This window comes from Xanthomonas floridensis (genome assembly GCF_001642575.1).
In the GTDB taxonomy this organism is placed as follows: Bacteria; Pseudomonadota; Gammaproteobacteria; order Xanthomonadales; family Xanthomonadaceae; genus Xanthomonas; species Xanthomonas floridensis.
In genome coordinates this window covers 17,088-39,346 of record NZ_LXNG01000022.1, presented here as the reverse complement: position 1 = coordinate 39,346, position 22,259 = coordinate 17,088, and the positions used below count along the sequence as shown (strand labels likewise).

At 65.4% G+C, this 22,259-nt stretch carries 18 protein-coding genes, 4 tRNA genes and 1 pseudogene; 17 read left to right on the top strand and 6 right to left on the bottom strand.

The features are described 5' to 3' along the window. Nucleotides 1-74 precede the first annotated feature (74 nt). Both A7D17_RS13360 and A7D17_RS24120 read right to left on the bottom strand, forming a co-directional pair. The gene (locus tag A7D17_RS13360; protein WP_064509540.1) at nt 75-1,139 is read right to left on the bottom strand and encodes an SDR family oxidoreductase; all 1,065 of its coding nucleotides are present in this window, start codon (nt 1,137-1,139) and stop codon (nt 75-77) included. 388 nt (nt 1,140-1,527) lie between these two features. Beyond that, entirely contained in the window at nt 1,528-1,770 is a 243-nt protein-coding gene (locus A7D17_RS24120) for a hypothetical protein (RefSeq protein WP_153041944.1), read from the bottom strand. Between the two features lie 164 nt (nt 1,771-1,934). Here A7D17_RS24120 and A7D17_RS13355 point away from each other — a divergent pair. From A7D17_RS13355 to A7D17_RS13295, 13 genes and pseudogenes are all read left to right on the top strand, one after another. Continuing rightward, a pseudogene (locus tag A7D17_RS13355) lies at nt 1,935-4,478 on the top strand (DNA internalization-related competence protein ComEC/Rec2); the annotation flags it as partial. Continuing rightward, entirely contained in the window at nt 4,372-5,034 is a 663-nt protein-coding gene (locus tag A7D17_RS13350) for a MotA/TolQ/ExbB proton channel family protein (protein ID WP_064509538.1), read from the top strand. The pseudogene A7D17_RS13355 and the gene A7D17_RS13350, both read left to right, overlap by 107 nt. A gap of 3 nt (nt 5,035-5,037) precedes the next feature. Then, on the top strand, nt 5,038-5,493 hold the full coding sequence (locus tag A7D17_RS13345; RefSeq protein WP_064509537.1) for an ExbD/TolR family protein: 456 nt from the start codon (nt 5,038-5,040) through the stop codon (nt 5,491-5,493). Next, complete coding sequence (gene msbA / locus A7D17_RS13340) at nt 5,490-7,259, top strand: lipid A export permease/ATP-binding protein MsbA (protein ID WP_064509536.1); 1,770 nt, start codon at nt 5,490-5,492, stop codon at nt 7,257-7,259. Before A7D17_RS13345 ends, msbA begins: the two co-directional genes overlap by 4 nt. Beyond that, entirely contained in the window at nt 7,256-8,293 is a 1,038-nt protein-coding gene (lpxK, locus tag A7D17_RS13335) for a tetraacyldisaccharide 4'-kinase (RefSeq protein WP_064509535.1), read from the top strand. Before msbA ends, lpxK begins: the two co-directional genes overlap by 4 nt. Nucleotides 8,294-8,589: 296 nt before the next feature. Next, nucleotides 8,590-9,369: a 3-deoxy-manno-octulosonate cytidylyltransferase gene (kdsB, locus tag A7D17_RS13330; protein ID WP_064509534.1), complete on the top strand. Its 780-nt coding sequence runs from the start codon at nt 8,590-8,592 to the stop codon at nt 9,367-9,369. Continuing rightward, nucleotides 9,366-9,830, top strand: a complete 465-nt coding sequence (locus A7D17_RS13325) for a low molecular weight protein-tyrosine-phosphatase (protein WP_064509533.1) — start codon at nt 9,366-9,368, stop codon at nt 9,828-9,830. Before kdsB ends, A7D17_RS13325 begins: the two co-directional genes overlap by 4 nt. Before the next feature lie 23 nt (nt 9,831-9,853). After that, nucleotides 9,854-11,272, top strand: coding sequence for a hypothetical protein (locus A7D17_RS13320; protein WP_064509532.1), 1,419 nt, complete (start codon nt 9,854-9,856; stop codon nt 11,270-11,272). Further along, on the top strand, nt 11,269-13,125 hold the full coding sequence (gene uvrC / locus A7D17_RS13315; protein ID WP_064509531.1) for an excinuclease ABC subunit UvrC: 1,857 nt from the start codon (nt 11,269-11,271) through the stop codon (nt 13,123-13,125). The genes A7D17_RS13320 and uvrC overlap by 4 nt, the downstream gene beginning before the upstream one ends. Next, nucleotides 13,125-13,757, top strand: a complete 633-nt coding sequence (gene pgsA, locus A7D17_RS13310; protein ID WP_047694836.1) for a CDP-diacylglycerol--glycerol-3-phosphate 3-phosphatidyltransferase — start codon at nt 13,125-13,127, stop codon at nt 13,755-13,757. The genes uvrC and pgsA overlap by 1 nt, the downstream gene beginning before the upstream one ends. Nucleotides 13,758-13,793: 36 nt before the next feature. Then, nucleotides 13,794-13,869: transfer RNA gene (locus A7D17_RS13305), tRNA-Gly, on the top strand. Nucleotides 13,870-13,936: 67 nt separating this feature from the next. Further along, nucleotides 13,937-14,010, top strand: a tRNA-Cys gene (locus A7D17_RS13300). A gap of 81 nt (nt 14,011-14,091) precedes the next feature. Then, nucleotides 14,092-14,167 (top strand) — tRNA-Gly (locus tag A7D17_RS13295). Between the two features lie 567 nt (nt 14,168-14,734). On the opposite strand, the gene A7D17_RS13290 is transcribed toward A7D17_RS13295, so the two are convergent. Beyond that, nucleotides 14,735-14,818 (bottom strand) — tRNA-Leu (locus tag A7D17_RS13290). A gap of 140 nt (nt 14,819-14,958) precedes the next feature. Between A7D17_RS13290 and A7D17_RS13285 the strand changes: the two genes are divergently transcribed. Further along, nucleotides 14,959-16,251: a nucleotide sugar dehydrogenase gene (locus tag A7D17_RS13285; RefSeq protein ID WP_064509574.1), complete on the top strand. Its 1,293-nt coding sequence runs from the start codon at nt 14,959-14,961 to the stop codon at nt 16,249-16,251. Here A7D17_RS13285 and A7D17_RS13280 read toward each other — a convergent pair. After that, nucleotides 16,235-17,497, bottom strand: a complete 1,263-nt coding sequence (locus A7D17_RS13280) for a TIGR03862 family flavoprotein (RefSeq protein ID WP_064509530.1) — start codon at nt 17,495-17,497, stop codon at nt 16,235-16,237. The two genes, A7D17_RS13285 and A7D17_RS13280, sit on opposite strands and share 17 nt — an antisense overlap. Before the next feature lie 11 nt (nt 17,498-17,508). Further along, nucleotides 17,509-17,940 carry an FKBP-type peptidyl-prolyl cis-trans isomerase gene (locus tag A7D17_RS13275; RefSeq protein WP_064509529.1) on the bottom strand — a complete coding sequence of 144 codons (432 nt, stop codon included), beginning with the start codon at nt 17,938-17,940 and terminating at the stop codon, nt 17,509-17,511. Between the two features lie 59 nt (nt 17,941-17,999). On the opposite strand from A7D17_RS13275, the gene A7D17_RS13270 reads away from it, so the two are divergent. The 3 genes from A7D17_RS13270 (at nt 18,000) to A7D17_RS13260 (ending at nt 20,138) form a co-directional block, all read left to right on the top strand. Further along, the gene (locus tag A7D17_RS13270; RefSeq protein WP_064509528.1) at nt 18,000-18,365 is read left to right on the top strand and encodes a DUF6164 family protein; all 366 of its coding nucleotides are present in this window, start codon (nt 18,000-18,002) and stop codon (nt 18,363-18,365) included. Between the two features lie 154 nt (nt 18,366-18,519). After that, nucleotides 18,520-19,281, top strand: a complete 762-nt coding sequence (locus tag A7D17_RS13265) for a sulfurtransferase (RefSeq protein ID WP_064509527.1) — start codon at nt 18,520-18,522, stop codon at nt 19,279-19,281. Between the two features lie 209 nt (nt 19,282-19,490). Continuing rightward, nucleotides 19,491-20,138, top strand: a complete 648-nt coding sequence (locus tag A7D17_RS13260) for a response regulator (RefSeq protein WP_064509526.1) — start codon at nt 19,491-19,493, stop codon at nt 20,136-20,138. Nucleotides 20,139-20,252: 114 nt separating this feature from the next. Here A7D17_RS13260 and A7D17_RS13255 read toward each other — a convergent pair whose 3' ends face one another. Beyond that, complete coding sequence (locus A7D17_RS13255) at nt 20,253-21,818, bottom strand: DUF1963 domain-containing protein (RefSeq protein WP_064509525.1); 1,566 nt, start codon at nt 21,816-21,818, stop codon at nt 20,253-20,255. Nucleotides 21,819-22,259: the final 441 nt, after the last annotated feature.

The following is a 22,259-nucleotide window of genomic DNA, read 5'->3' as shown; positions in this document are numbered from 1 at the left end:
CCGTCGGTCCCCCGACGGCGGCGCAAGAAGCAACCGCAGGCCATTGAAGACCCGCGCTGACACTCAAAACAAGATCAAGGAATGATGCGCAGCGCCCGTAGCCGGGTGAACAGTTCGAAGAACGAGGCGCGGCTGTCGTAGAAATCCACAAAGCCCAGTTCGCGGCTCTTGGTCATGTCGTTGACGCACTCGATCTCGCGGCCCAGGTCCGCATCGGTGTGCCACCACGAGGCCAGCCGATTGACGTCCGCTTCCACCAGGCCGTGTGTGGCGGCCAGCTCGGCCCATAGCGCAGGCGCGGACTCGGTCAGGCGTGCTTCCAGTGGCTGTGGCGCGTCGGGGCAGGGCGCCGCATCGAGTTCGAAGAACTGCGCAATCTGCTCCCACATCCAGCGCCAGCGAAACACATCGCCATTGACGGTGTTGAAAGCCTGGTTGCGCGCTGCGGGGCTGAGTCCGGCCCAGGCCAGCTGTCGACCGAGCAGGCCAGCATCGGTGAGGTCGGTGAGGCTGTTCCATTGCGCCCGCGAGCCCGGAAACACGAACGGCTGACCGGTGTGCTTGCACAGCGATGCATAGACCGCCAGCGTCACGCCCATGTTCATCGCATTGCTACCGTTGGCCATGCCGATCATGGTGTGCGAGCGATGCACGCTCCACCCAAAGCCGTGGCGCTCGGCGTTCGCGAACAGCAGGTCCTCGAGCGTGTAGTAGAAATTCTCGCCCGGCTGGCGCGGCTCGCTTTCGCGAAATGGCGTTTCCGCCTTGCCGCTACCGTAGTTTTCGAATGCACCCAGATAGTGCTTGGTGCCGGTAACCAAGGCCATATGCTGCAACGGGGCATGGCTCAAGGCCTCGCAGAGGTTGCGCATCATCGCGCCATTGGCCTCGACGTTTTCGCGCTCGGTGTCGCGCCGCGTCCAGGTACAGAAGAACACGTGGGTAATCGGCAAGCCCTGCAACGCGGTGCGGGTGCCTTCGGCGTCCAGCAGATCGGCAGCGACCGGGATGACACCGTCCTGCGGCAGCGGCCGACGTGCCAGGCCGTAGACGGTCCAGCCCTCAGCCACCAGCACGTTGGCGAGGTTGTAACCGGAAATGCCGGTCACGCCGACAATCAATGCAATGCCCTTACGCATGTGGGGGTACTCCTCGATAACAGCCCCGACCATAGCGCCTGTCCCATGAAATCGAGGCGAATGCTTGATTTGCAGTGGACGGATGGCTGCATGTGGTGTGTCGCATCGCCGGTCTTTGTCCGTCTGTACGGATTCACACACGCACCTGATCGCGCGATCACACACGTGTGCTCTGTGCCAGCGCCATACGTGGAAGAGTTCGGGATGACAACCTGCCGCTTCGATCTTCGATGCCTAACTGGCTGAAGTGAGGTCGCGACGGTTTGGCAGGGCAGTTGCGGGCTGCGACCGGAACGCCTGTCGTCAATGGTGGTGCTCGGCGCCTCACGTGAGGGCACGCGCTTCATCGCCGCTCGGTGCTCCTTTGGGTGCTTTGGCGTCGGATCGGTCATGCCATGCCATGCTGAGGGCGGCCCTTGTGCTGAAGGCCACCACAGTGCCTGCAGATCGCGCCACCGCGGGTCGGTGAGCTGGCTCGACCCGACGGCCCCGATGCGGGAGGCAGCATCCGGATCGCGATGATCGCGATATCGATCGCCAGTTCCTCGAGCGTCGCGAACCGGCAGTGCATCGTGGCGGAGACGGGCTTGTTGCGGATGGCGTTCGACACACACTCCGACGACACCACCACGTATGCGTCCTGATGATTGCTTCTGTCGGTTGGTCGGAGCGCTCGGGATGACGAAGATCCGCCACGGCGAACCGGTCTTCTTCCTACCATGCAGCGGGCAAACCACTGCTATGGACGCTAGACAGCGTGGTCTAGCCTGAGGGCGTGGATTCAGGACGATCAGGATGGCGAGTGGCATGGATGTCTCGGCACCTAGGGTGACACCGGCACCGCTTGCGTCGGCCGTCCCCATTGCGGTGGCCTTGCTGCTGGGTGTGGCCGGCTGCGCGTGGTCACCGGCCGTCGTGTCGTCCGCGATCTATGCAGCCCTTGGCAGCGCAGGCCTGGTGAGCATCGTCGGGATCTTGTGGCGGCGTCCGCGCGCGGCGGTCTGGATGCTGATGCTTGCAACCATGGTGCTGGGCTTCGCGCTTACCGGTTGGCATGCTGGTCGTGCATTGCAGTCGCAGTTGCGTCCAGAGGACGAAACGCACGATCACACGGTCCGTGGCCAGGTGGTCGGGCTGCCCGTGGCCGAGCAGCGGCGCACCCGATTCCAGTTGCGTGTCGATCGCGATCAGGCGCAGCCGGCGGCAGTGCGCGGCAAGCTGCTGCAACTGGCGTGGTACGACGCCTTCCAGGCGCAGCAGGTCGGGCCACGCGCCGCATTGCGGGCCGGTGCCCGGTGGCAACTGCAGCTCAAGTTGCGTGCGCCGCGCGGGTTGCGAAACCCGGGAGGGTTCGATGCCGAACGCCAGGCACTGGCGCAGCGCATCGCGGCGACCGGCTATGTGCGTGACCCCGGCGCCGCCCACCCGCTTGCCGCGCCACGCGGTGTGGATGCCTGGCGCGATCGCATGTCGCAACGCATCGCTGACCAAGTACCTGGCTCGTCGGCGCCGTATCTGCGTGCGCTGGCGTTGGGCGACACCCGCGGTCTTGACGATGCGGCCTGGGCCACCTTGCGCGCGACCGGGCTCAGCCACCTGATCGCGATTTCGGGATTCCATGTCGGCCTTGTCGCCGGCTTCTTCGCGCTGGCGGTCGCAGCGCTGTGGCGATGGCGGCCCGGTCTTGCCTTGCTGATTCCACGCGTTCATGCGGCCGCGCTGGCAGCATTGTTCGGCGCGGCGGCTTACGCCGTGCTCGCGGGGCTGGCGCTGCCCACCGTCCGGACCGTGCTGATGATCGCGGTCGTGGCATTGGCGCGGGTCACGCGGCGACACGCCACGACCGCGCAAATGCTCGCGCTGGCCTTGCTGGCGGTGCTGCTATGGGATCCGCTGAGCGTGCTGGTGGTCGGCTTCTGGCTCAGTTTTGCCGGTGTCGCCTGGCTGGTGTGGTGCCTGCCATCGGATGACCGCGCCATCGTGCGCGGCTTTCTCTCTGCGCAGGCAGTCGCCACTGTGGGCTTGTTGCCGCTCACCATCAGCCTGTTCGGGCAGGCATCCCTGGTGGGGCCGTTCGCCAATCTCATTGCCATTCCCTGGTGGACCTTCGTGGTCGTGCCGCTGTGCCTGATCGGCACGGCGCTGGAAGCCCTGTATGCCGGCGCAGGGGTCTGGGCCTGGCAACTGGCAGGCTGGTGTTTCGAACTGACCTGGCCCGGTTTTGTCTGGCTCGGGCAGACCACTGTGGCGTTATGGTGGGTGCCCGAATCCGATGCCATCGCGCTGATCGCTGCGTTGCTCGGCGCGTTCTGGCTACTGCTGCCGCGAGGCACCCCGGGCAAGGCCATGGCCTGTCTGCTGTGGTTGCCGCTGTTGTGGCCCGATCGCGCCTTGCCCGTCGCGGGCGAGGCCGACATCCATGTACTGGATGTAGGGCAGGGCCTGGCGGTGCTGGTGCGTACCCAGCACCATGCTCTATTGGTGGATACCGGCCCGGCGGTGCGCGATGGCTTCGATGCCGGCGAGCGCGTGGTGCTGCCCGCCTTGCACGCACTTGGAGTGCGCCGGCTGGATGCCATCGTGCTCAGCCATGCCGATGCGGATCACGCCGGCGGCTATGCGGCGGTGCGTGCCGGCATGCCGGTCGCGATGACCGCCGCGCCGCCAGGTGCGCCGCTGGATGTCAGCACGCGCTGTCACTCCGGCCAGCAGTGGGAGTGGGATGGCGTGCGCTTTCGGGTCCTGCATCCCGGGCCGGCGTTTCCGTACCTGCGCAATCAATCCAGTTGCGTGCTGCGGGTCGAGACACGTTATGCCAGCGCGCTGCTACCGGGCGATATCGATGCGCTGGTCGAGCAGAGGCTGCTGCGCGACCACGCACCGCTGTTGCGGGCGGAGTTGGTGGTAGTGCCGCATCATGGCAGTGCGGATGGCTCGCATGCCGGCTTGATTGCCGCCAGCGGCGCGCGGTTGGCGCTTGTGTCGTCCGGGCACGGCAACCGGTTCGGGCACCCGCGGGCGCAGGTGGTACAGCGTTGGCAGGGCAGTGGCGCCGAAGTGCTCGATACTGCCCAGTCCGGTGCGATCAGGGTCTGGCTGGGAGCGGACGGCTTGCAGGTGCGCGAGCGGCGGCATTGGCAGCCGCGGCTGTGGGATGCTGCGGAACGGCGGCGGTCGGCTGCTATCCTATCGGCCAGCGAATAGGCGGCCGCGTTGCCGGAGGAATCGAATCGTGTTGGAGCTGGTCAAGGCGGGCGGTTGGCCGATGGTGCCGTTGCTGTTGTTGGGTGTGATCGCACTGGCGATCGTGCTGGAACGTCTGTGGACCCTGCGCCGCAACGAGGTGACGCCGCCGGGTCTGGGCGAGGAAGTGCGTAACTGGGCCGCACGCGGCAAGCTTGACCCCACCCATATCGAGTCGCTGCGGCGCAATTCGCCGCTGGGCGCCTTGCTGGCGGCCGCACTGGATGTGCGCGGCCGGCCGCGCGATCTGGTCCGCGAACGCATCGAGGACACGGGGCGCCATGTGGTGCACCGCATGGAGCGTTATCTGAACGCGCTGGGCACGATCGCCTCGGCCGGACCATTGCTGGGCTTGCTGGGCACCGTCGTCGGCATGATCCAGATGTTCCTGGGCATCCTCGACCATGGCGTGGGTGACGTAAATCAGCTGGCCGGCGGCATCGGCAAGGCGCTGGTGTGCACCGCCACGGGAATGATCATCGCGGTGCCGGCGCTGATGGCGCACCGGTTCTTCAAGGGGCGCATCGCCGGTTACATCATCGAGATGGAGCAGGAGGCAACGCTGTTGCTGGATACCATGGACGGGCGCGTGGTTGCGCCCTCCGCAACGCCAGCAGCGCCGGGCACCAAGCCGGCCACGGCAAAGGGCTGACGGATGCGCATCGGCAGCGACCGAAACCAGGACGAGCCGCATATCGACCTGGTGCCATTGATTGACGTCATCCTCGTCCTCATCATCTTCTTCGTGGTGACCACGACCTTCGACGCACGGTCCACGCTGCAACTGCAGTTGCCGACCGCCAGCGACCAGAACACCAGCGCGCCGCCGCGCTCGCTCAGCGTGCTGGTCAACGCCGACGGGCACTACTTCATCAACGATCAGGAAGTGCTGCGCTCGGATGTCGAGTCTTTGAAGCAGACCATCGCCCAGATTGCCGGCGATGACCGCGAACAGACAGTGCTGATGCGCGCCGATGCGCGTACGCCGTACCAGGCCGTGGTCACTGCGCAGGACGCGCTGGGCCAGCTCGGCTTCCGGCGCATTGCCATCGCCACCGCGCCGCAGACCGGCAGCGGCGGCAACACCAGCAAGAACGGAACCCGCCAGTGACCACCCCCAACGACCGCCCGGCGCCAGTCTCGTCCTGGCGCACGTACCGTCGCCTGTTGGCCTTCGCCAGGCCCTATCGGCTGTTGTTGATCGCTGCGTTGATCGCCGCACTGGTGGAGGCGGCAGGCACCACCGGTTTCCTGGCGTTGATGAAGCCGATCACCGACGAAACTTTCATCTACAAGAATCCCGAAGTCAGCCGCTGGCTGCCGGTGCAGATCATCCTGCTGTTCGTGGTGCGTGGCGTTGCCGGCTACATCACCGATATGGCGATGGGCAAGTCCGCGCGCAGCATCGCACGCGATCTGCGCGTCAAGGTGATGTCCAAGTATCTGCGTCTGCCGGGTTCGCGCTTCGATTCAGAGCCGGTACCTTCGATGCTGATCCGCCTGGGCTCGGATTCGGATCAAGTCGCGCAGGCGGCCGTGGACGCGGTCAAGGTGATGATCCAGCAATCGCTGCAGGTGATCGGCGCACTGGCGCTGATGCTGTGGCATAGCTGGCAGGTCACGCTCACCATCGTGGTGCTGGCGCCGGTGCTGGCCTGGGTGATGGACAAGGTGGCGCGGCGCTATCGGCGCATCAGCCACAGCATCCAGGAAAGCGGCGCGCACTTGCTGCAGGCGGCCGATCAGACCTTGTCCAGTCATCAGGAGGTCAAGATCTACGGTGCCCAACAGACCGAGATGGAGCGTTACGGCGCGCTGGCCGACCGCAACCTGCGCCTGGCGATGAAGGTCGAATCCACCCGCGGCATTTCCACCGCCACGGTGCAGATGATCGGCGCGATCGGCCTGTCGGCGCTGCTGTTCGTGGCCGGTGCGCAAGCCCTGGCCGGGCGCCTGACCGCAGGCGACTTCGTGGTGTTGATGACCTCGATGCTGACGATCATCCCGGGCCTCAAGCAGCTCACCAATGTGCAGAACATGGTGCAGCGCGGCCTGGCCTCGGCCGAGCGGCTGTTCTCGGTGCTCGACAGCCCGGACGAGCCGGATCAGGGCACGTTGCCGTTGACGCGTGCCAAGGGCTTGATCGAGTTTCGCGGCGTGACCGCGCGCTATCCGGAACAGGTGAACCCAGCCCTGGCCGATGTCAGCTTCGTCGCCCAGCCCGGCACGGTCACCGCGATCGTTGGTCGTTCCGGCAGCGGCAAATCCAGCCTGATCAAGCTGATCCCACGGTTCTACGAGGCCGAGGCTGGGCAGATCCTGCTCGACGGGCATCCGGTGCAGGCCTATTCGCTGGCCGACCTGCGTCGCCAGATTGCGCTGGTCGGCCAGCAGGTGATGCTGTTCGACGGCAGCATTGCCGACAATGTCGCCTATGGCGAAATGCGCAATGCCGATGCCGGGCAACTGGAGCGCGCCATTCTCGGTGCCAACGCCATGGAGTTCGTCGCGCAGTTACCTGAGGGCTTGCAGTCGCATGTCGGCGCCAAGGGTGGGCGCTTGTCCGGCGGCCAGCGCCAGCGTCTGGCCATCGCACGCGCGATGCTCAAGGACGCGCCGATCCTGATCCTGGACGAGGCCACCGCTGCGCTGGACAACGAGTCGGAGCGGCTGGTGCAGGACGCCTTGCACAAGCTGATGCCCGACCGCACCACGCTGGTGATTGCACACCGCCTGTCCACCATCGAACACGCCGACCAGGTCCTGGTGATGGACCAGGGCCGTATCGTCGAGCGCGGCACCCACACCGAATTGCTGGCGCAGGGCGGGTTGTATTCGCATCTGCACGGCATGCAGTTTCGCGAACGTCAGGCATGAGCAAGCGTGGCGCCCGCACGCCGGGCTATTGGTACGACAACACTCCGATTCCGCTGCCGGTACGCCTGTTGGCACCGATCTACGGTGCCGCGATTGCAGTACGGCGCGGCCTGTATCGCCGCGGCTGGCGCAAGCGGCACGGCGTGCCGGTGCCGGTGATCGTGGTTGGCAACGTCACCGCAGGCGGCACCGGCAAGACGCCGCTGACCATCGCGCTGGTGTCCAAGCTGCAGGAAGCCGGCTGGACTCCCGGCGTCGCCAGCCGTGGCTACGGCCGCGACGACGCCGGCACCGCCCGCTGGGTCGACGCGGACACGCCAGTGGCACTGGGGGGCGATGAGCCGGTGTTGATCGCCTGGAAGACCGGCGCACGCGTCCGCGTGGACGGCAACCGTGTGGCGGCTGCACGCGCCCTGGTCGAAGCGGGGTGCGACATCATCGTGTGCGACGACGGACTGCAGCACTACCGGCTGGCCCGCGATGTGGAAATCGAAGTGGTCGATGGCCAGCGCCGCTACGGCAATGGCCGCCTGCTGCCTGCCGGGCCGCTGCGCGAACCAGCTGCACGCGCGCAGGAATGCGACTTCCGCGTGATCAATCTCGGCCAGGCCAGCGCTTCTGCCGCGCCGCAGGCGCCAGCCGATGCCGGTTTCGGTGAGTGGCAGATGCGGCTGAGCATCGACAGCGTGCAGCCGATGGATGGGAAGCGGGCACAGCCTTTGAGTATGTTGGCCGGGCAACGCGTGCATGCGGTTGCCGGTATCGCCAATCCAGAACGCTTTTTCGCCATGCTGCGCGCGCGCGGCATCGGGGTCGTGCCGCACGCATTCCCCGACCATCATGTCTACACGGCAGCGGATTTCAGTTTTGGTAGCCGCCTGCCGGTATTGATGACCGAAAAGGACGCGGTGAAATGCCGTCCGTTCGCCGATGAGTGGCTGTACAGCGTGCCGCTCAGGGCCGAGCTGCCGGCTGCGTTCTGGGTGAGCCTGCTGGACCGGTTGAACACCCTGGCGAGCCGCCAGGGCGCGTGAGGGGGGCGTGCGGCACGCGCGGGCGCAGCCTGAGAAAGGCTGGATTGAGCCCCTGCCGGGGTGTCGAGGCAGCGTCGCTGACAGCCCGCATCGGCGGCCTGTCTAGGATGTCAGTTGCAATCGCTGTGGCGAACCCGCACATGCCCCGGCATCCACACTCCGGTCGATACACTGACAACCCCGCGACGTTACCCCCCGCAGCAGGGCCATGACACTGCCATCAGCGCCGATCACGCGCTGCAGGTGGCACCACCAGGATTTCCGCTTCCATTCACCGCCGTCGAGAACGTCCACGCATGACCCATCCATCGCCTGTCGATTTCGTCGTTGCCATCCCGGCGCGCTATGCCTCCACCCGCCTGCCGGGCAAACCGCTGCAACGTATCGGCGACCGCCCGATGATCCAGCATGTGGCCGAGCGGGCGCTGGCTGCCGGTGCCAGAGAGGTCTGGGTGGCGACCGACGATGCGCGCATCGCCGAGGTGGTCGAACGACTGCCTGGCGTGCACGTTGCCATGACCGGCCAGGCGCACGTCTCTGGTACCGACCGGCTGGCCGAATGCGCACGCATTGCCGGCTGGGATGCGGACACTTGCGTGGTCAACTTGCAGGGGGATGAACCGTTCGCGCCGGCGGCCGGTATTCGCGCGGTAGCCGAGCTGTTGCTGCAGTCCGGCGCCGACATGGCCACGCTGGCCGCACCGGTCGATAGCGCGCATGACCTGTTCGATCCCAATGTGGTGAAGCTGGTCCGCACCGCTGGCGGCGATGCGCTGTATTTCAGTCGTGCGCCGATTCCCTGGCATCGCGACAGCTTCGCCAGCCAGCGCGAGCGGCTGCCTGACGACGTCCAGTGGCTGCGCCATATCGGCATCTATGCCTATCGCGCCGGCTTCCTGCAGCGCTTTGCGGCGATGCCGCCGGGCCTGCTGGAGCGTATCGAATCGCTGGAACAACTGCGCGCCATGGAAGCAGGCCATCGCATCGCGGTCGCACTGACGCCGGAGCAGTTTCCGCCCGGCATCGATACTCCTGACGATCTCGCGCGCGCACAGGCGCGGGTAGCGTCGGCATGAAGCTGTTGATCGTCTGCCTGGGCAATATCTGCCGCTCGCCGATGGGCGAGGGTGCCTTGCGTGCGCGGCTGGATGAAGCCCGTTTGTCGCGGCGCATCCAGGTCGATTCGGCCGGTACCGGCGACTGGCATGCGGGCGAGCCGCCGGACCCGCGCGCCATCCGCTGCGCGCGCGGGCACGGCGTCGATATTGCCGACTTGCGTGCGCGGCAGGTACGGCACGAAGACTTCGAGCATTTCGATTGGCTGCTGTGCGCAGATACCAGCAACCTGCGCGATTTGCAGCGGCTGGCACCGGCGCCACAGCGCGACAAGGTCGCGCTGTGGTTGCCATGGGCCGGTGTGGACGCACGCGACGAGATCCCCGACCCGTACACCGGCGGCAGCCAGGATTTCGAGGATGTCTGGCAGTTGGTCGATACCGCCGCGCGCCAGACCGTGGCCAGACTCACCCGCGACTAATCACGCTTGGGCATAATTACGCCATGACTGCCCAGCTCACCCAGGAACTGCCGGAATTTCCCACCTGGCTCAACGCCAGGCCCTCCACCTTGCAGGAGCATCGCGGCCGTGCGCTGGTGCTGGCGTTCGTCAACGCCAGCTCGGTGTGGTGCGCCGAACGCCTGGCCGAGCTTGCGCAGTGGCAGGCGCGCAGCCCCGGGCGCCTGCAGGTGATCGTGGTGCAGGTGCCGCGCTTCGACAGCGAGCGCCTGCCGCAGCGCTCGCTCAAGCAACTGCGTGGGCACGGCGTCAGCGCGCCGATCCTGCTCGACAAGGACTGGGAAACCTGGCGCCGGTTCGGTATCGAATCCTGGCCGACACTGGTGCTGCTCGACGCGCATGGCCGCGAGCGCCAGCGGCTGGTCGGCGTCACCGGCGATCTGGACAAGGCCCTGGCCGCCTTGTGCGACGGCCAGCAGCAGCCGTCCGACGCCGACCTGCAAGGCGTGCCCGAGCGCGAACCCGAGCCGCGCCTGGCATTGCGGTTTCCCACCGGCTTGGCCGCCACCGAGGACCGGCTGTACATTGCCGACACCGGGCACCATCGTGTACTGGAATGCACCCACAGCGGGCGCGTGCTGCGGCAGTTCGGGCACGGCAATGCCGATCTCATCGATGGCCGCATCGGCGAAGCTGCCTTCCGCCGCCCGCAGGGGCTGGCGCTGGAGCGCGACCAGTTGTACGTCGCCGACACCGGCAACCATGCACTGCGCCGTATCAACCTGGGCAGCGGGCAGGTGGATACCTTGTGTGGCACGGGTCGCGCCGGCGACCCGGTGGAAGGTCCGCTGGCCTTCGCCGGCGCCTCCGCACTCAACTACCCGCAGGGGCTGGCGATTGCCGACAACCAGGTGTTGATCGCCATGGCCGGCGACAACCGCATCTGGAGCTACGACCTGGGGCGTGCCGCGCTGAGCGCACGTGCCGGTACCGGTGCACTCGAACTCCGTGATGGCAGCGGGCATCTGGCAGCTTTCGCGCAGCCGGCCGGCCTGGCGGCGGTCCAGCAGGTGGCCTATGTCTGCGACGGGCTGGGCTCATCGATTCGCACCATGCAGCTGCGTGGCGATCTGGTGCAGACCCTGGTCGGCGGGCAGGGCATCTGGCAGTTCGGTGATCAGGACGGGCCGCGCGGCACCGCGCAGCTGCAGTTCCCGCAGGCCATCGCGCTGGCCGCCGACTCACCCTTGCTGTGGATCGCCGACACCGGTAATGGCCGGCTGCGTTGCCTGCGCCTGGGCGGTGGCGAACTGACCACGGTGGAGCTGCCACGGCGGCTGCATGGTCCGGCCGGGCTGGCGGTTGCGGCAGGTGCGGTGTGGATTGCAGAAACCGACGCCCACGCCATCCTGCGTTACGACCTGGCCAGCGGCGCATTGAGCGATGTTGCGATAGACGAATGAACGCAAGGCCCAAAGCCGATTTCGATGGGAAGGCGTTTGCTGCGCAACTGAGTACCGCGCCCGGCGTGTACCGCATGTACGCGGCCGACGACACGCTGCTGTATGTCGGCAAGGCCGGCGCGCTGCGCAAGCGCGTGGGCAGCTATTTCAACGGCACGCCGAAGAATGCGCGGCTGACCTCGATGCTGTCGCAGGTCGCGCGCATGGATGTCACCGTGACCCGCAGCGAAGCCGAAGCGCTGCTGCTGGAAAACCAGCTGATCAAGTCCCTGTCGCCGCGCTACAACGTGTCGCTGCGCGACGACAAGAGCTACCCGTATGTGTTGCTGACACGCGAAGACTGGCCGCGGATTGCGCTGCATCGTGGCCCGCGTGCGGTGCAGGGGCGCTATTTCGGCCCCTATACCGGCGTGACCGGGGTGCGCGAGACGCTGAGCCTGATGCACAAGCTGTTCAAGCTGCGCAGCTGCGAAGACAGCGTGTTCCGCAATCGCTCGCGGCCCTGCCTGCAGTACCAGATCGGCCGCTGCAGCGGTCCGTGCGTGGACCTGGTGGCCGCGCCCGACTACGCCGAGTCGGTGCGACGCGCCACGATGTTTCTCGAAGGCAAGAGCGACCAGCTCGGCGAAGAGATCATGCAGTCGATGCAGCAGGCCAGCGAAGCGCTCGAATTCGAGCGTGCCGCCCGCCTGCGCGATCTGTTGTCGTCGCTGCGCAGCATGCAGAACCGCCAGTACGTCGACGGCCGCGCCGCCGATCTGGACGTGCTGGCCTGCGCCACGCAATCCAGCCAGGCCTGCGTGCTGTTGCTGAGTTTTCGCGATGGCCGCAATTTGGGCACGCGTTCGTTCTTCCCCAAGACCAACGGCGAAGACAGTGCCGACGAAATCCTGGCCGCGTTCGTGTCGCAGTACTACGCCGAACATTCGCCACCGCGCGAGATCCTGCTGGACCGCGAAATCCCTGACGCCGAGCTGATCGAAGCCGCACTCAGCGCCGCAGCCGAGCACAAGGTGGCGCTGAAGTGGAACGTGCGCGGCGAGCGCGCCGGCTATCTGCTGTTGGCCACGCGCAACGCGCAGCTGACCCTGGTGACCGAGCTCACCAGCCAGAGCGCGCAGCACGCGCGCAGCGAAGCCTTGCGCGAAATGCTGGGCCTTGCCGAGCCGGTCAAGCGCGTGGAGTGCTTCGACATCAGTCACACCATGGGCGAAGCCACGGTCGCCTCGTGCGTGGTGTTCGATGCCAGTGGCCCGGTGCGTGGGCAGTACCGGCGCTTCAATATTTCCGGCATTACCCCGGGCGACGATTACGCTGCCATGCGCCAGGCGATCGAACGGCGCTTCCGACGCGCGGTGGAAGAAAACGGCGTGCTGCCCGACGTCCTGCTGATCGACGGCGGCGCCGGGCAGCTGGCCCAGGCGCAGGCCGCGCTGGCAGACCTGGGCGTGGAGAACGTGTTGCTGGTCGGCGTAGCCAAGGGCGAGGAACGCAGGGCAGGGCACGAGGCGCTGATCATGGCCGATGGCCGTGAGCTTCGCCCGGGCGCCGCATCGCCGGCGCTGCAGTTCATCCAGCAGGTGCGTGACGAAGCGCACCGCTTTGCGATCACCGGGCACCGCGGGCGCCGCCAGAAGGCGCGCATGACCAGCAAGCTCGAGGATATTCCCGGTATCGGGCCACGGCGACGGGCCAGCCTGCTCAAGCATTTCGGTGGTCTGGTCGGTCTCAAGGCCGCTGGCGAAGCCGAGATTGCCCGCGTGGATGGGGTCAATGCCGCACTCGCCGCGCGAATCTACGCTAACCTGCACGGGCTGGCGCTTCCCGATGCGCCAGGCGAGTCGAGCCCGTAATGAAGTTGACCATCCCCACGTGGCTGACACTGCTGAGGATCCTGATGATCCCGGTGTTGGTCGTGGTGTTCTACCTGCCATACACCTGGACGAATTTCGCATCCGCCGGCGTCTTCGCGTTGGCCGCCATCACCGACTGGCTGGATGGCTGGGTGGCACGCCGCTATCACCAGTACTCCGCGTTCGGCGCCTTCCTGGACCCGGTGGCCGACAAGCTGATGGTGGCAGTGGCACTGTTCCTGATCGTGCAGGGCCACCCTACGCCGTGGATGGCGTTTTGGGCGGCAGTCATCGTGGGGCGAGAAATCGCGGTCTCCGCGTTGCGTGAGTGGATGGCCGAGATCGGGCAGCGTGCCAAGGTGCGCGTGGCGGTGATCGGCAAGGTCAAGACCACCGCGCAAATGGTGGCGTTGCTCTGCCTGCTGTATTCGGTGACGCCAGGGCAAATGCCTACGCACGAAATCTGGCTGGGCAACCTGATCTTCCGTGCCGGTTACTGGACGCTGGCAATCGCCGCGCTACTGACGCTGTGGTCGGGATTCCAGTACCTGCAGGCGGCGTGGCCAAGCCTGCGCGCCGACGAAAAAGCGGCGATCAGCAACAAACCGAAGAAAATCGAAAGCAACAGTTGACACCTATGCTGTTCGCTGTAGAATTTCGCCTCCCAAGCGGGAATAGCTCAGTTGGTAGAGCGCAACCTTGCCAAGGTTGAGGTCGCGAGTTCGAGTCTCGTTTCCCGCTCCAGTGTTAGACAAGGCCCCGTGTCGGGGTCTCGTTGTTTCAAGGCAGGATGCCTTGGGTTTGATGTTTCGGCCTGGTGGTAGAGTGGTTATGCAGCGGACTGCAAATCCGCGTACGCCGGTTCAATTCCGGCCCAGGCCTCCACATCGCATGCGCAGTTTTTCGCATCGGCAACGATGACAGGACTAGCGCAACGAGGTGACAAGCTGTACAATTTTGCTCCACGCGGGAATAGCTCAGTTGGTAGAGCGCAACCTTGCCAAGGTTGAGGTCGCGAGTTCGAGTCTCGTTTCCCGCTCCAAATTCGAACCCTGGATATCAGACGATATCCAGGGTTTTTCATTTGTATCTGCTTGTCTTGATATGCACCGCGACGCGCTTGGGTGAGGCGCTTCGGCAAGTATTTTCTAGCGGTGGCGTAGTGGGCGCTGCCTGATGTGGAGTTGCAGCCGCCTACGCGGCAACGCATTGCGGTAGTGCAGCTCTCCGCACCCGTGTGCCCATAAGCAATCTCTCCCGGATATATCGGTGTGCGGCCTTGCATCAGCGATGCCGATGCATACCGAATAGCGATAGCCGGTTTCTGCCTCGACTGGATCGTGGCTGCCATTCGGGTTCGATGGGTACTCACCGAGCGTGACGCCGACACTTGTGAAGTGGATGACTGCGACAGCGGGTGGCGCCGATTGACAGACTGCCAACGCAGCTCATCGCCCTATGGCCTGCTTTAGCATGAGATGAGCGGCGACTGCTGCAGACAGTGAAAGCACGTCACGTTGAGGTGTTGCGAAGTCAACTCGGTCTGCCATCGGATGACGGTAGCCTCACGTCATCCGGTGCAGCAGCAGGCGTGTGCTGCGGTGGAGTGTGCCCGGGGCGGGGGTCGAACCCGCATAGCCTCACAGCTGAGGGATTTTAAGTCCCTTGCGTCTACCAATTTCGCCACCCGGGCATGGCGATAGCGTGCCTGATTGTGCGGCGATTGTGAATCTCCAGACGAAGATCGCGCCCACTGCCGGTCCAAATCCCGCGTGCGCTATGCTGCCGCCGCACAGCTGCGCGGCGACCGATCGCGCGATCCCGAGGAATTGCATGTCCGGCACCACGCTTGTCCAACCGCAGCACGCACGCATCGCCGTCATCGGACTGGGCTATGTCGGCCTGCCACTGGCCGTTGCGTTCGGCGAGCAGCGCGACACCCTGGGGTTCGACATCGATGCGCAGCGGGTTGCGCAGTTGCGCGAAGGGCACGATGCCACGCTGGAACTGGACGATGGCGAACTGGCTGCGGCCACTCAGCTGCGCTATAGCGCGGCGGCGGAGGACCTGTCGACGTGCAGCATCTTTATCGTCACCGTGCCCACGCCGATCGACAGTTTCGAACAGCCGGATCTGGAACCGTTGCGCAGCGCCACCACGTTGATCGCTGCCGCGCTCAAGCCGGGCGCTCTGGTCATCTACGAATCGACCGTCTATCCGGGCACCACCGAAGAAGTCTGCGTGCCGTTGCTGGAAGCGGTGTCCGGCCTGCGGTTCAACACCGATTTTTTCTGTGGCTACAGTCCGGAGCGGGTCAATCCGGGCGACCGGCAACGCCGGCTACGCGATATCCGCAAGATCACGTCCGGCTCCACGCCGCAGGCGGCCGATGCAGTCGATGCGCTGTATACCAGCATCATCACTGCCGGCACCTGGCGCGCGTCGTCGATGCGGGTGGCCGAAGCGGCCAAGGTGGTGGAAAACATCCAGCGCGACGTCAACATCGCGCTGGTCAACGAGCTGGCGTTGATCTTCGACAAGCTCGGTATCGACACGCTCGATGTCCTGGAAGCGGCAGGCACCAAATGGAATTTCCTGCCGTTCCGCCCCGGCCTGGTCGGCGGGCATTGTATCGGGGTGGACCCGTACTACCTGATGCACAAATCCGAAAGCGTGGGCTACCACCCCGACCTCATCCACACCGCGCGGCAAGTCAACAATCGCGTGGGCCGGCACGTGGCCGAGCGGGTCTGCGGCATGCTGGCGATGCGCGGCGTTGCGCTCGCGCAGGCGAGGGTGCTGGTATTGGGTGCCACCTTCAAGGAAAACTGCCCGGACCTGCGCAACAGCCGTGCGCTGGAGCTGGTGCAGTTGCTGCAGGCAGCCGGCGTGCAGGTCGACACCTGCGATCCCTGGGCCGACCCTGCAGAGGCGCTGCTGCATGCCGGCGTGCAGTTATGCGAAGGCCCGGAGGAGGGCGTCTACGACGCGGTCGTGCTGGCGGTGGCGCATGCGCAGTATCGCGACTACGACGCCCAGCGCATTGCTGCACTGGGCAAGCCGGGTGCGGTGGTCTACGACGTCAAATCGGTGTGGCCGCGCGTGGCCGTCAGTGATCGGCTGTAACTCGATTGCCGTGCTGCCTTAGCCACTGCATCGCACCAAACGCAGCGCGACGCCCGCTGGCGAAGCAGGCGGTCAGCAGGTAGCCGCCGGTCGGTGCTTCCCAGTCCAGCATTTCGCCAGCGCAGAACACGCCGGGGCGGGCCAGCGCCATCAACTGCGCGTCCAGTGCTTCCAGTGCCACGCCACCGGCCGAGCTGATCGCCTCTGCGAGCGGGCGCGGCCGCAGCAGGCGCAGCGGCAATTGCTTGAGCGTGCGTGCCACCAACGCTGCATCGTCGCCGGCCTGTTTGCCGAGCAGTTCGTAGACCAGCGCGGCCTTGACGCCCTCGATGCCGACCTGGCGGCGCAGATGTTCGCTGAAACTGCGCCCCTTGCGCGACCTGGCCAACTCGGTGTCAACGCGCTCTGGCGAACGGTCGGGTAGCAGATCCAGTGCCAGTTCCGCCACGCCATGCGTCTCGATCTGCGTGCGCAGCTCGGCCGCGATCGCATAGATCAAGCTGCCCTCGATCCCGGTTTCAGTGATCACGCATTCGCCTTGCAGCGCGTGCTGCACGCCTGCGCTGTCGCGCCAATGCGCGACCACCGGTTTGAGCGGTGCGCCGGCATGCCGTTGCGCGAAGTGCGCACTCCAGTCGAGATCGAAGCCGCAGTTGGCCGGCACCAAGGGGCGCACGGCGATGCCATGCTGCTGCAGTGGTGCCTGCCAGGCACCATCGGAGCCGAGCTGCGGCCAACTGCCGCCACCCAGTGCCAGCACCGTTGCATCCGCCTGGCGATCGAGAGTGCCGGCGGGTGTGGAAAATCGCAGCGCACCGTCAGCGCTCCATCCCAGCCAGCGATGCTGGACATGAAAGGTGACGCCCTGATCCTTGAGCCTGCGCACCCAGCCGCGCAGCAAGGGCGCGGCCTTGCGATCGATCGGAAACACCCGCCCGGAGCTGCCGACATAGGTCTCCACGCCCAGCTCGCGCGCCCAGGCACGCAATGCGTCGGCATCGAACTCCTGCAGCCACGTCGCCACCGCTGGCGTGCGCTCACGGTAGCGCTGGGCGAACAGTGGCATCGGATCGGAGTGGGTGAGATTGAGCCCACCCTTGCCGGCGATCAGGAATTTGCGCCCCACCGAACCTTTGGCCTCGTACAGATCCACGGCGATCCCGGCAGCGCACGCCACTTCGGCAGCCATCAATCCTGCAGGCCCGCCGCCAATGACCGCCAGCCGCGGTCTGCTCGCATCCATCATCGTTCTCGCACTCAGCGCGGTTGCACGCCGAGCAATTCCACATCGAACACCAGCGATGCGCCCGGCGGTATGACTCCGCCTGCGCCGTTGTCGCCGTAGCCGTAGTCCGGCGGGATCATCAAGGTGCGCTTGCCGCCCACGCGCATACCGGCCACGCCATCGTCCCAGCCGCGGATCACCTGGCGGCCACCCAGCACGAACTGGAACGGTTCGGCGCGATCCAGCGAGCTATCGAACTTCTTGCCGTGTTTGTCGGTGGCCTTTTCGTCGTACAGCCAGCCGGTGTAATGCACTGTCATCAGGGAACCGGGCGTAGCTTCCGCGCCGGTACCGGCAGTGCGGTCGATCCGCTCGAAGCTGGCGATGGTGCCACCGGAGGGCGGCAGGGCAGGCGCACAGCTGGCAAGCAGCAGGGCGGCACAGAGCGTCAGCACAAGGCGCATGGGCATGTCCATGAAGGAAGACGGCCATTATCGCACCTGGCTCCCGTTATCATCGCCCCATGGCCAAGCTGCTGCTCAACCTGCGCAATGTTCCCGATGACGAAGCCGACGAGGTGCGGGCGTTGCTGCGCGAGCATCTTGTGCAGGTCTATGAAACCCGGCCCAGCAACTGGGGCATTTCCGCAGGCGGTATCTGGCTCGGTGACGACGCCGACTATCCGCGTGCCAAGGCGGTGCTGGATGCCTATCAGGCCCAGCGCGGCGCGATTGCCCGTGCACAGCGCCAGGAAGCCATTGCCGCGGGCACGGCAGAAACCTTCGGTGCATTGCTGCGCAAGCGCCCGGTGTTCGTAATCGTCACGTTGCTGGGCATGCTGATCGTCGCATCCCTGGTGTTGCTGCCGTTCCTGCTGCTGCGCGGCTGACCGCCGCCAGCTGTAGCGTCGGTGTCCCGGGTCGATAGCTTCGTCCCGCACCCGGGTGCGCAATGGCGTGCAGCAGCAGGCGCAATCAGGTCTGATCGGGGCAACTGACTGGCAAGCGCTCGCTCCCCGGGGGCAGGCGCTTTAAAATAGCCGGATGATCACCAACACCGCGGCTTATCAATTCGTTCCCATTCACGGCCCGCAGCATCTGGCCGACAGCGTGCTGGCGCAGGCACAGCAGCAGGAACTGAAGGGGTCTGTGCTGATCGCGGAGGAAGGCATCAACCTGTTTCTGGCGGGCGAAGCGGACCAGGTCCAGGCGTTCTATCAATGGCTGCAAGCCGACCCGCGCTTTGCGCAGATGCGCATCAAGTACAGCCAGAGCGCGCAGCAGCCGTTCGCACGGCTCAAGGTCAAGGTGAAGCCGGAGATCATCAGCTTCCGCCGCGACGACGCCTCGCCGCTGCAGGGCCGCGCGCCTGCGGTGACGCCTGCGGTGCTGCAGCAGTGGCTGCGCAACGGGCAGGACGACCGGGGACGCCCGCTGGTACTGCTGGACACGCGCAATGCGCAGGAAGTGGCCTACGGCACCTTTCGTGGCGCATTGACCCTGCCGATCGACAAGTTCACCGACCTGCCTGCCGCGCTGGAGCCGCACCGCGCCGCCTTGGCCGACGCCACGGTGGTGAGCTTCTGCACGGGTGGCATCCGCTGCGAAAAGGCCGCTGTCTGGATGCAGGCCGATGGCATGGACAACGTGCTGCAACTGGAGGGCGGGATTTTGGGCTATTTCGAAGAAGTCGGCGGCGAGGGCTACGACGGCCGCTGCTTCGTGTTCGATGAGCGTGTCGCACTCGATCCCGACTTGCGCCCGTTGGTGGACGAAGCGCGGACCACCGAGCCAGTGAAAATCTGACCAGGCGCGACTGCGTTGCCCGATACGGCCTGCATTGCAGGCGCTTGCATCATGCGGACACACGACAACGACACAGGCAAACACGTGTCGCTGCCCGCAGAACGCGCGTCTACCGCTCTAACTCTTGCGTAATACGTCGCATCGAGCTTGCCCTGAATTATTCACGGAGCTAGGCTGCACCAGCCAGCCGCACAGCGAGGACAACAAGGATGACCATCAGAGTTTTTCTGATCGACGATCATGCACTCGTGCGTACCGGCATGAAGATGATCCTGTCCAAGGAAGTGGACGTCGATGTGGTGGGCGAGGCAGAAAGCGGCGAAGCGGCGCTGCCGCAGATTCGACAGCTCAAGCCCGATATCGTGCTGTGCGATCTGCATCTGCCCGGCGTGAGCGGCCTGGAAATCACCGAGCGCATCGTCAAGGGTGATTACGGCACGCGCGTCATCATCGTGTCGGTGCTGGAAGATGGCCCACTGCCCAAGCGGTTGCTCGAAGCTGGTGCGTCCGGCTATGTAGGCAAGGGCGGCGACGCGCATGAGCTGCTGCGGGCGGTGCGTGAGGTTGCATTGGGACGGCGTTATCTGGGCAATACGATCGCGCAGAATCTGGCGCTGTCCAATCTGGAAGGTGGCGGCTCGCCATTCGATGCGTTGTCGCCGCGCGAGCTGGAGGTCGCCTTGCTGCTGACCCAGGGCTTGCGTCAGGAAGACATCGCCAAGCGCCTGAATCTCAGCGCCAAGACCATCAATACGCACAAGGCGCGCCTGTTCGAGAAGGTTGGCATCCAGGACAACATTGCGCTGGCGCGCCTGGCGAACCAGTACGGCTTGACCGACCCTTCCAGGATTCTGTAAGCCGACACCTTGCGGGCAGCGAGCTGCCCGTAGCGCGCCGGGATATCAGTTAAAGCATGCTGCTTGGGCGGACATTGCCTCTTGCCTCAGTGCGCTTGTGTCCCGTCAACGGTGTCAGCTGGATTCCACCAACGCATAGACGCGCGAAAAATCGCCCTTCGCGGCGTCCTGGCGATGGGCCAGGAAGAGGTAATCGCCATGGTCGGAAAAGCTGAAGTCGGCGCCGCCGCCAGAGGCCAGCTTGAGCAGGACGAACCAACCATCGGGTGCAGCGATGTCGGCCCAGCCTTGCCTGGCCGCATGCTCAGCGGCCAGCGCCTGGATGCTGTGCCATTCGCGCAGGCCGCACACCCCGAACATCTGATGCTGTGGCCCATCACCGACCCTGAACCCTTCCGCCAGCGCCAGCGCGAAATTGGATAGATCCTCCATTCCCGCATCCGCATCAATATGTGGATCGCCGCTATCGGCGAAATGCAGGGGCATACTGAGCAATCGCTCCAGCCGCAATGCCTGTGCCGATCGGCTGATTTCATATTCGGAGGCGAAGACCATCACCGCATGACCGTCACGCTGGAAATGCAGGCGTCCGTGTTCGTCGGTTTCGACCGACAACCCGTCCACGTTCGTATCGTTGGCAGTGAAGCGTTGCCGCGCATTGTCCCAGCCGACCATGCGCGTTGCGGCTTCGGTCGTGTCGATCGCGTCGTCAGGCAGGGCATGAGCCACCAGCGCGGTGCCCGGTGGAGTGAACACGACACGCCAATCGGAGTAGTCCGATCCGGGGAAAAACGCCAGTAGCCCCGCCTCCGGCAGGGTTTCGGCGCGCTCGGGCAATTCGGACAGCGCGATCTGCGCCAGAAAATTCAAGTACAAACCGCTGGCATCGCGTGGCCAGTCCTGCCCCGCGGCGAGATCCGGGCCGCCGCCGATCCGGCTGATACCGATCCTGTTCGTCTCCGCAATGCCGCGCTCGGTGAGGGACACAGCTGGCAGTACGATCCGGCGCAGGATCTCGCGCTTGCCATCCAGGCCGAGCATGGCAATGGCTGCATCGAAGCGCGTCTGGACATCGGCAACCGGCACATGGAGCCGCGTCGCATCAGCGGTGCGTGCCACTGCCGTTTCGCGTGCCTGTCGGGCTTGCGCGGCGGTGTCGATTGCATGCCTGATGTCAGCCAATACTGCCGCCTGTTCGGCGTCTCCCGCGGCTTGTTCCTGGCTGGCCGCAGCGCCCTCCAGCTTCACCTGGATGGAGCCGAGCAAGCGCAGGAAGTCCGCTTCGATTGCTGCACGATCGCTCTCACTCGTCATCGCGGTGGCGTGATACCAGGTGCGGCCATCAGGCGCGACCAGTACCGCGCGCAACCGATACCAATCCCGCACTTGCCTGGTTTCCCAGTCTTCGAGGCGTCCCTTGAGGGTGATCATCTCGCCGTGCATTCCGGCAACGCTCACTGGCTTTCGCTCGATCACCGGGTCGTCGTCGCGCGTCAATTTGGTCAGCCAGGTCTTTGCCGACAGCTTGCGCTCGGCAGCGGCCGTCCACACGCTGATCTGCGGCGAGAACGTGGTCTGCTGCGCGTGTCTGAGACTGATCGAGCCGCCGAACACGCGTGTGTTGTCGAAGATCGGATTGGCTTCGATGGAAAATTCCGCTGTCTCGAGACGTTGCATCATCGCTGCTCTCCACTTGGACTCCCCCGCGTCTGGAGGGCGAGGCGCCTGTTGACCCGGATCATAACGATGCGCGTCGAATGCAGATGTGCAGCACTGGCGCTGCGCATGAGCACGCACGCGACGTGCAAAGCGCCTTGCTGCGGGAGTGGCCGGGAGGCATCAGCACGCTCCTGCGCTTGTCTCGAGTCCAACGCGCGAACGGTTCTCTCATCATCCGCGCGAACTTGCTGTTAGCGCACTGCCGTGCGGCAATTTCCGCGCCGAAACAGGCGGTGCGCGGGGCTTTCCACAGACGCGGTGACTGAAAGCCGTATCGGGGTATGCGCCGCGGCATGTGCAGTGCACCACCCTGCAGGCGCGCATAAAAAAACAGCGGCCCGAAGGCCGCTGCTTTTCATGCTGACATGGCCCGTTAGCTCACAGGCCAGCCCGATCGATCAG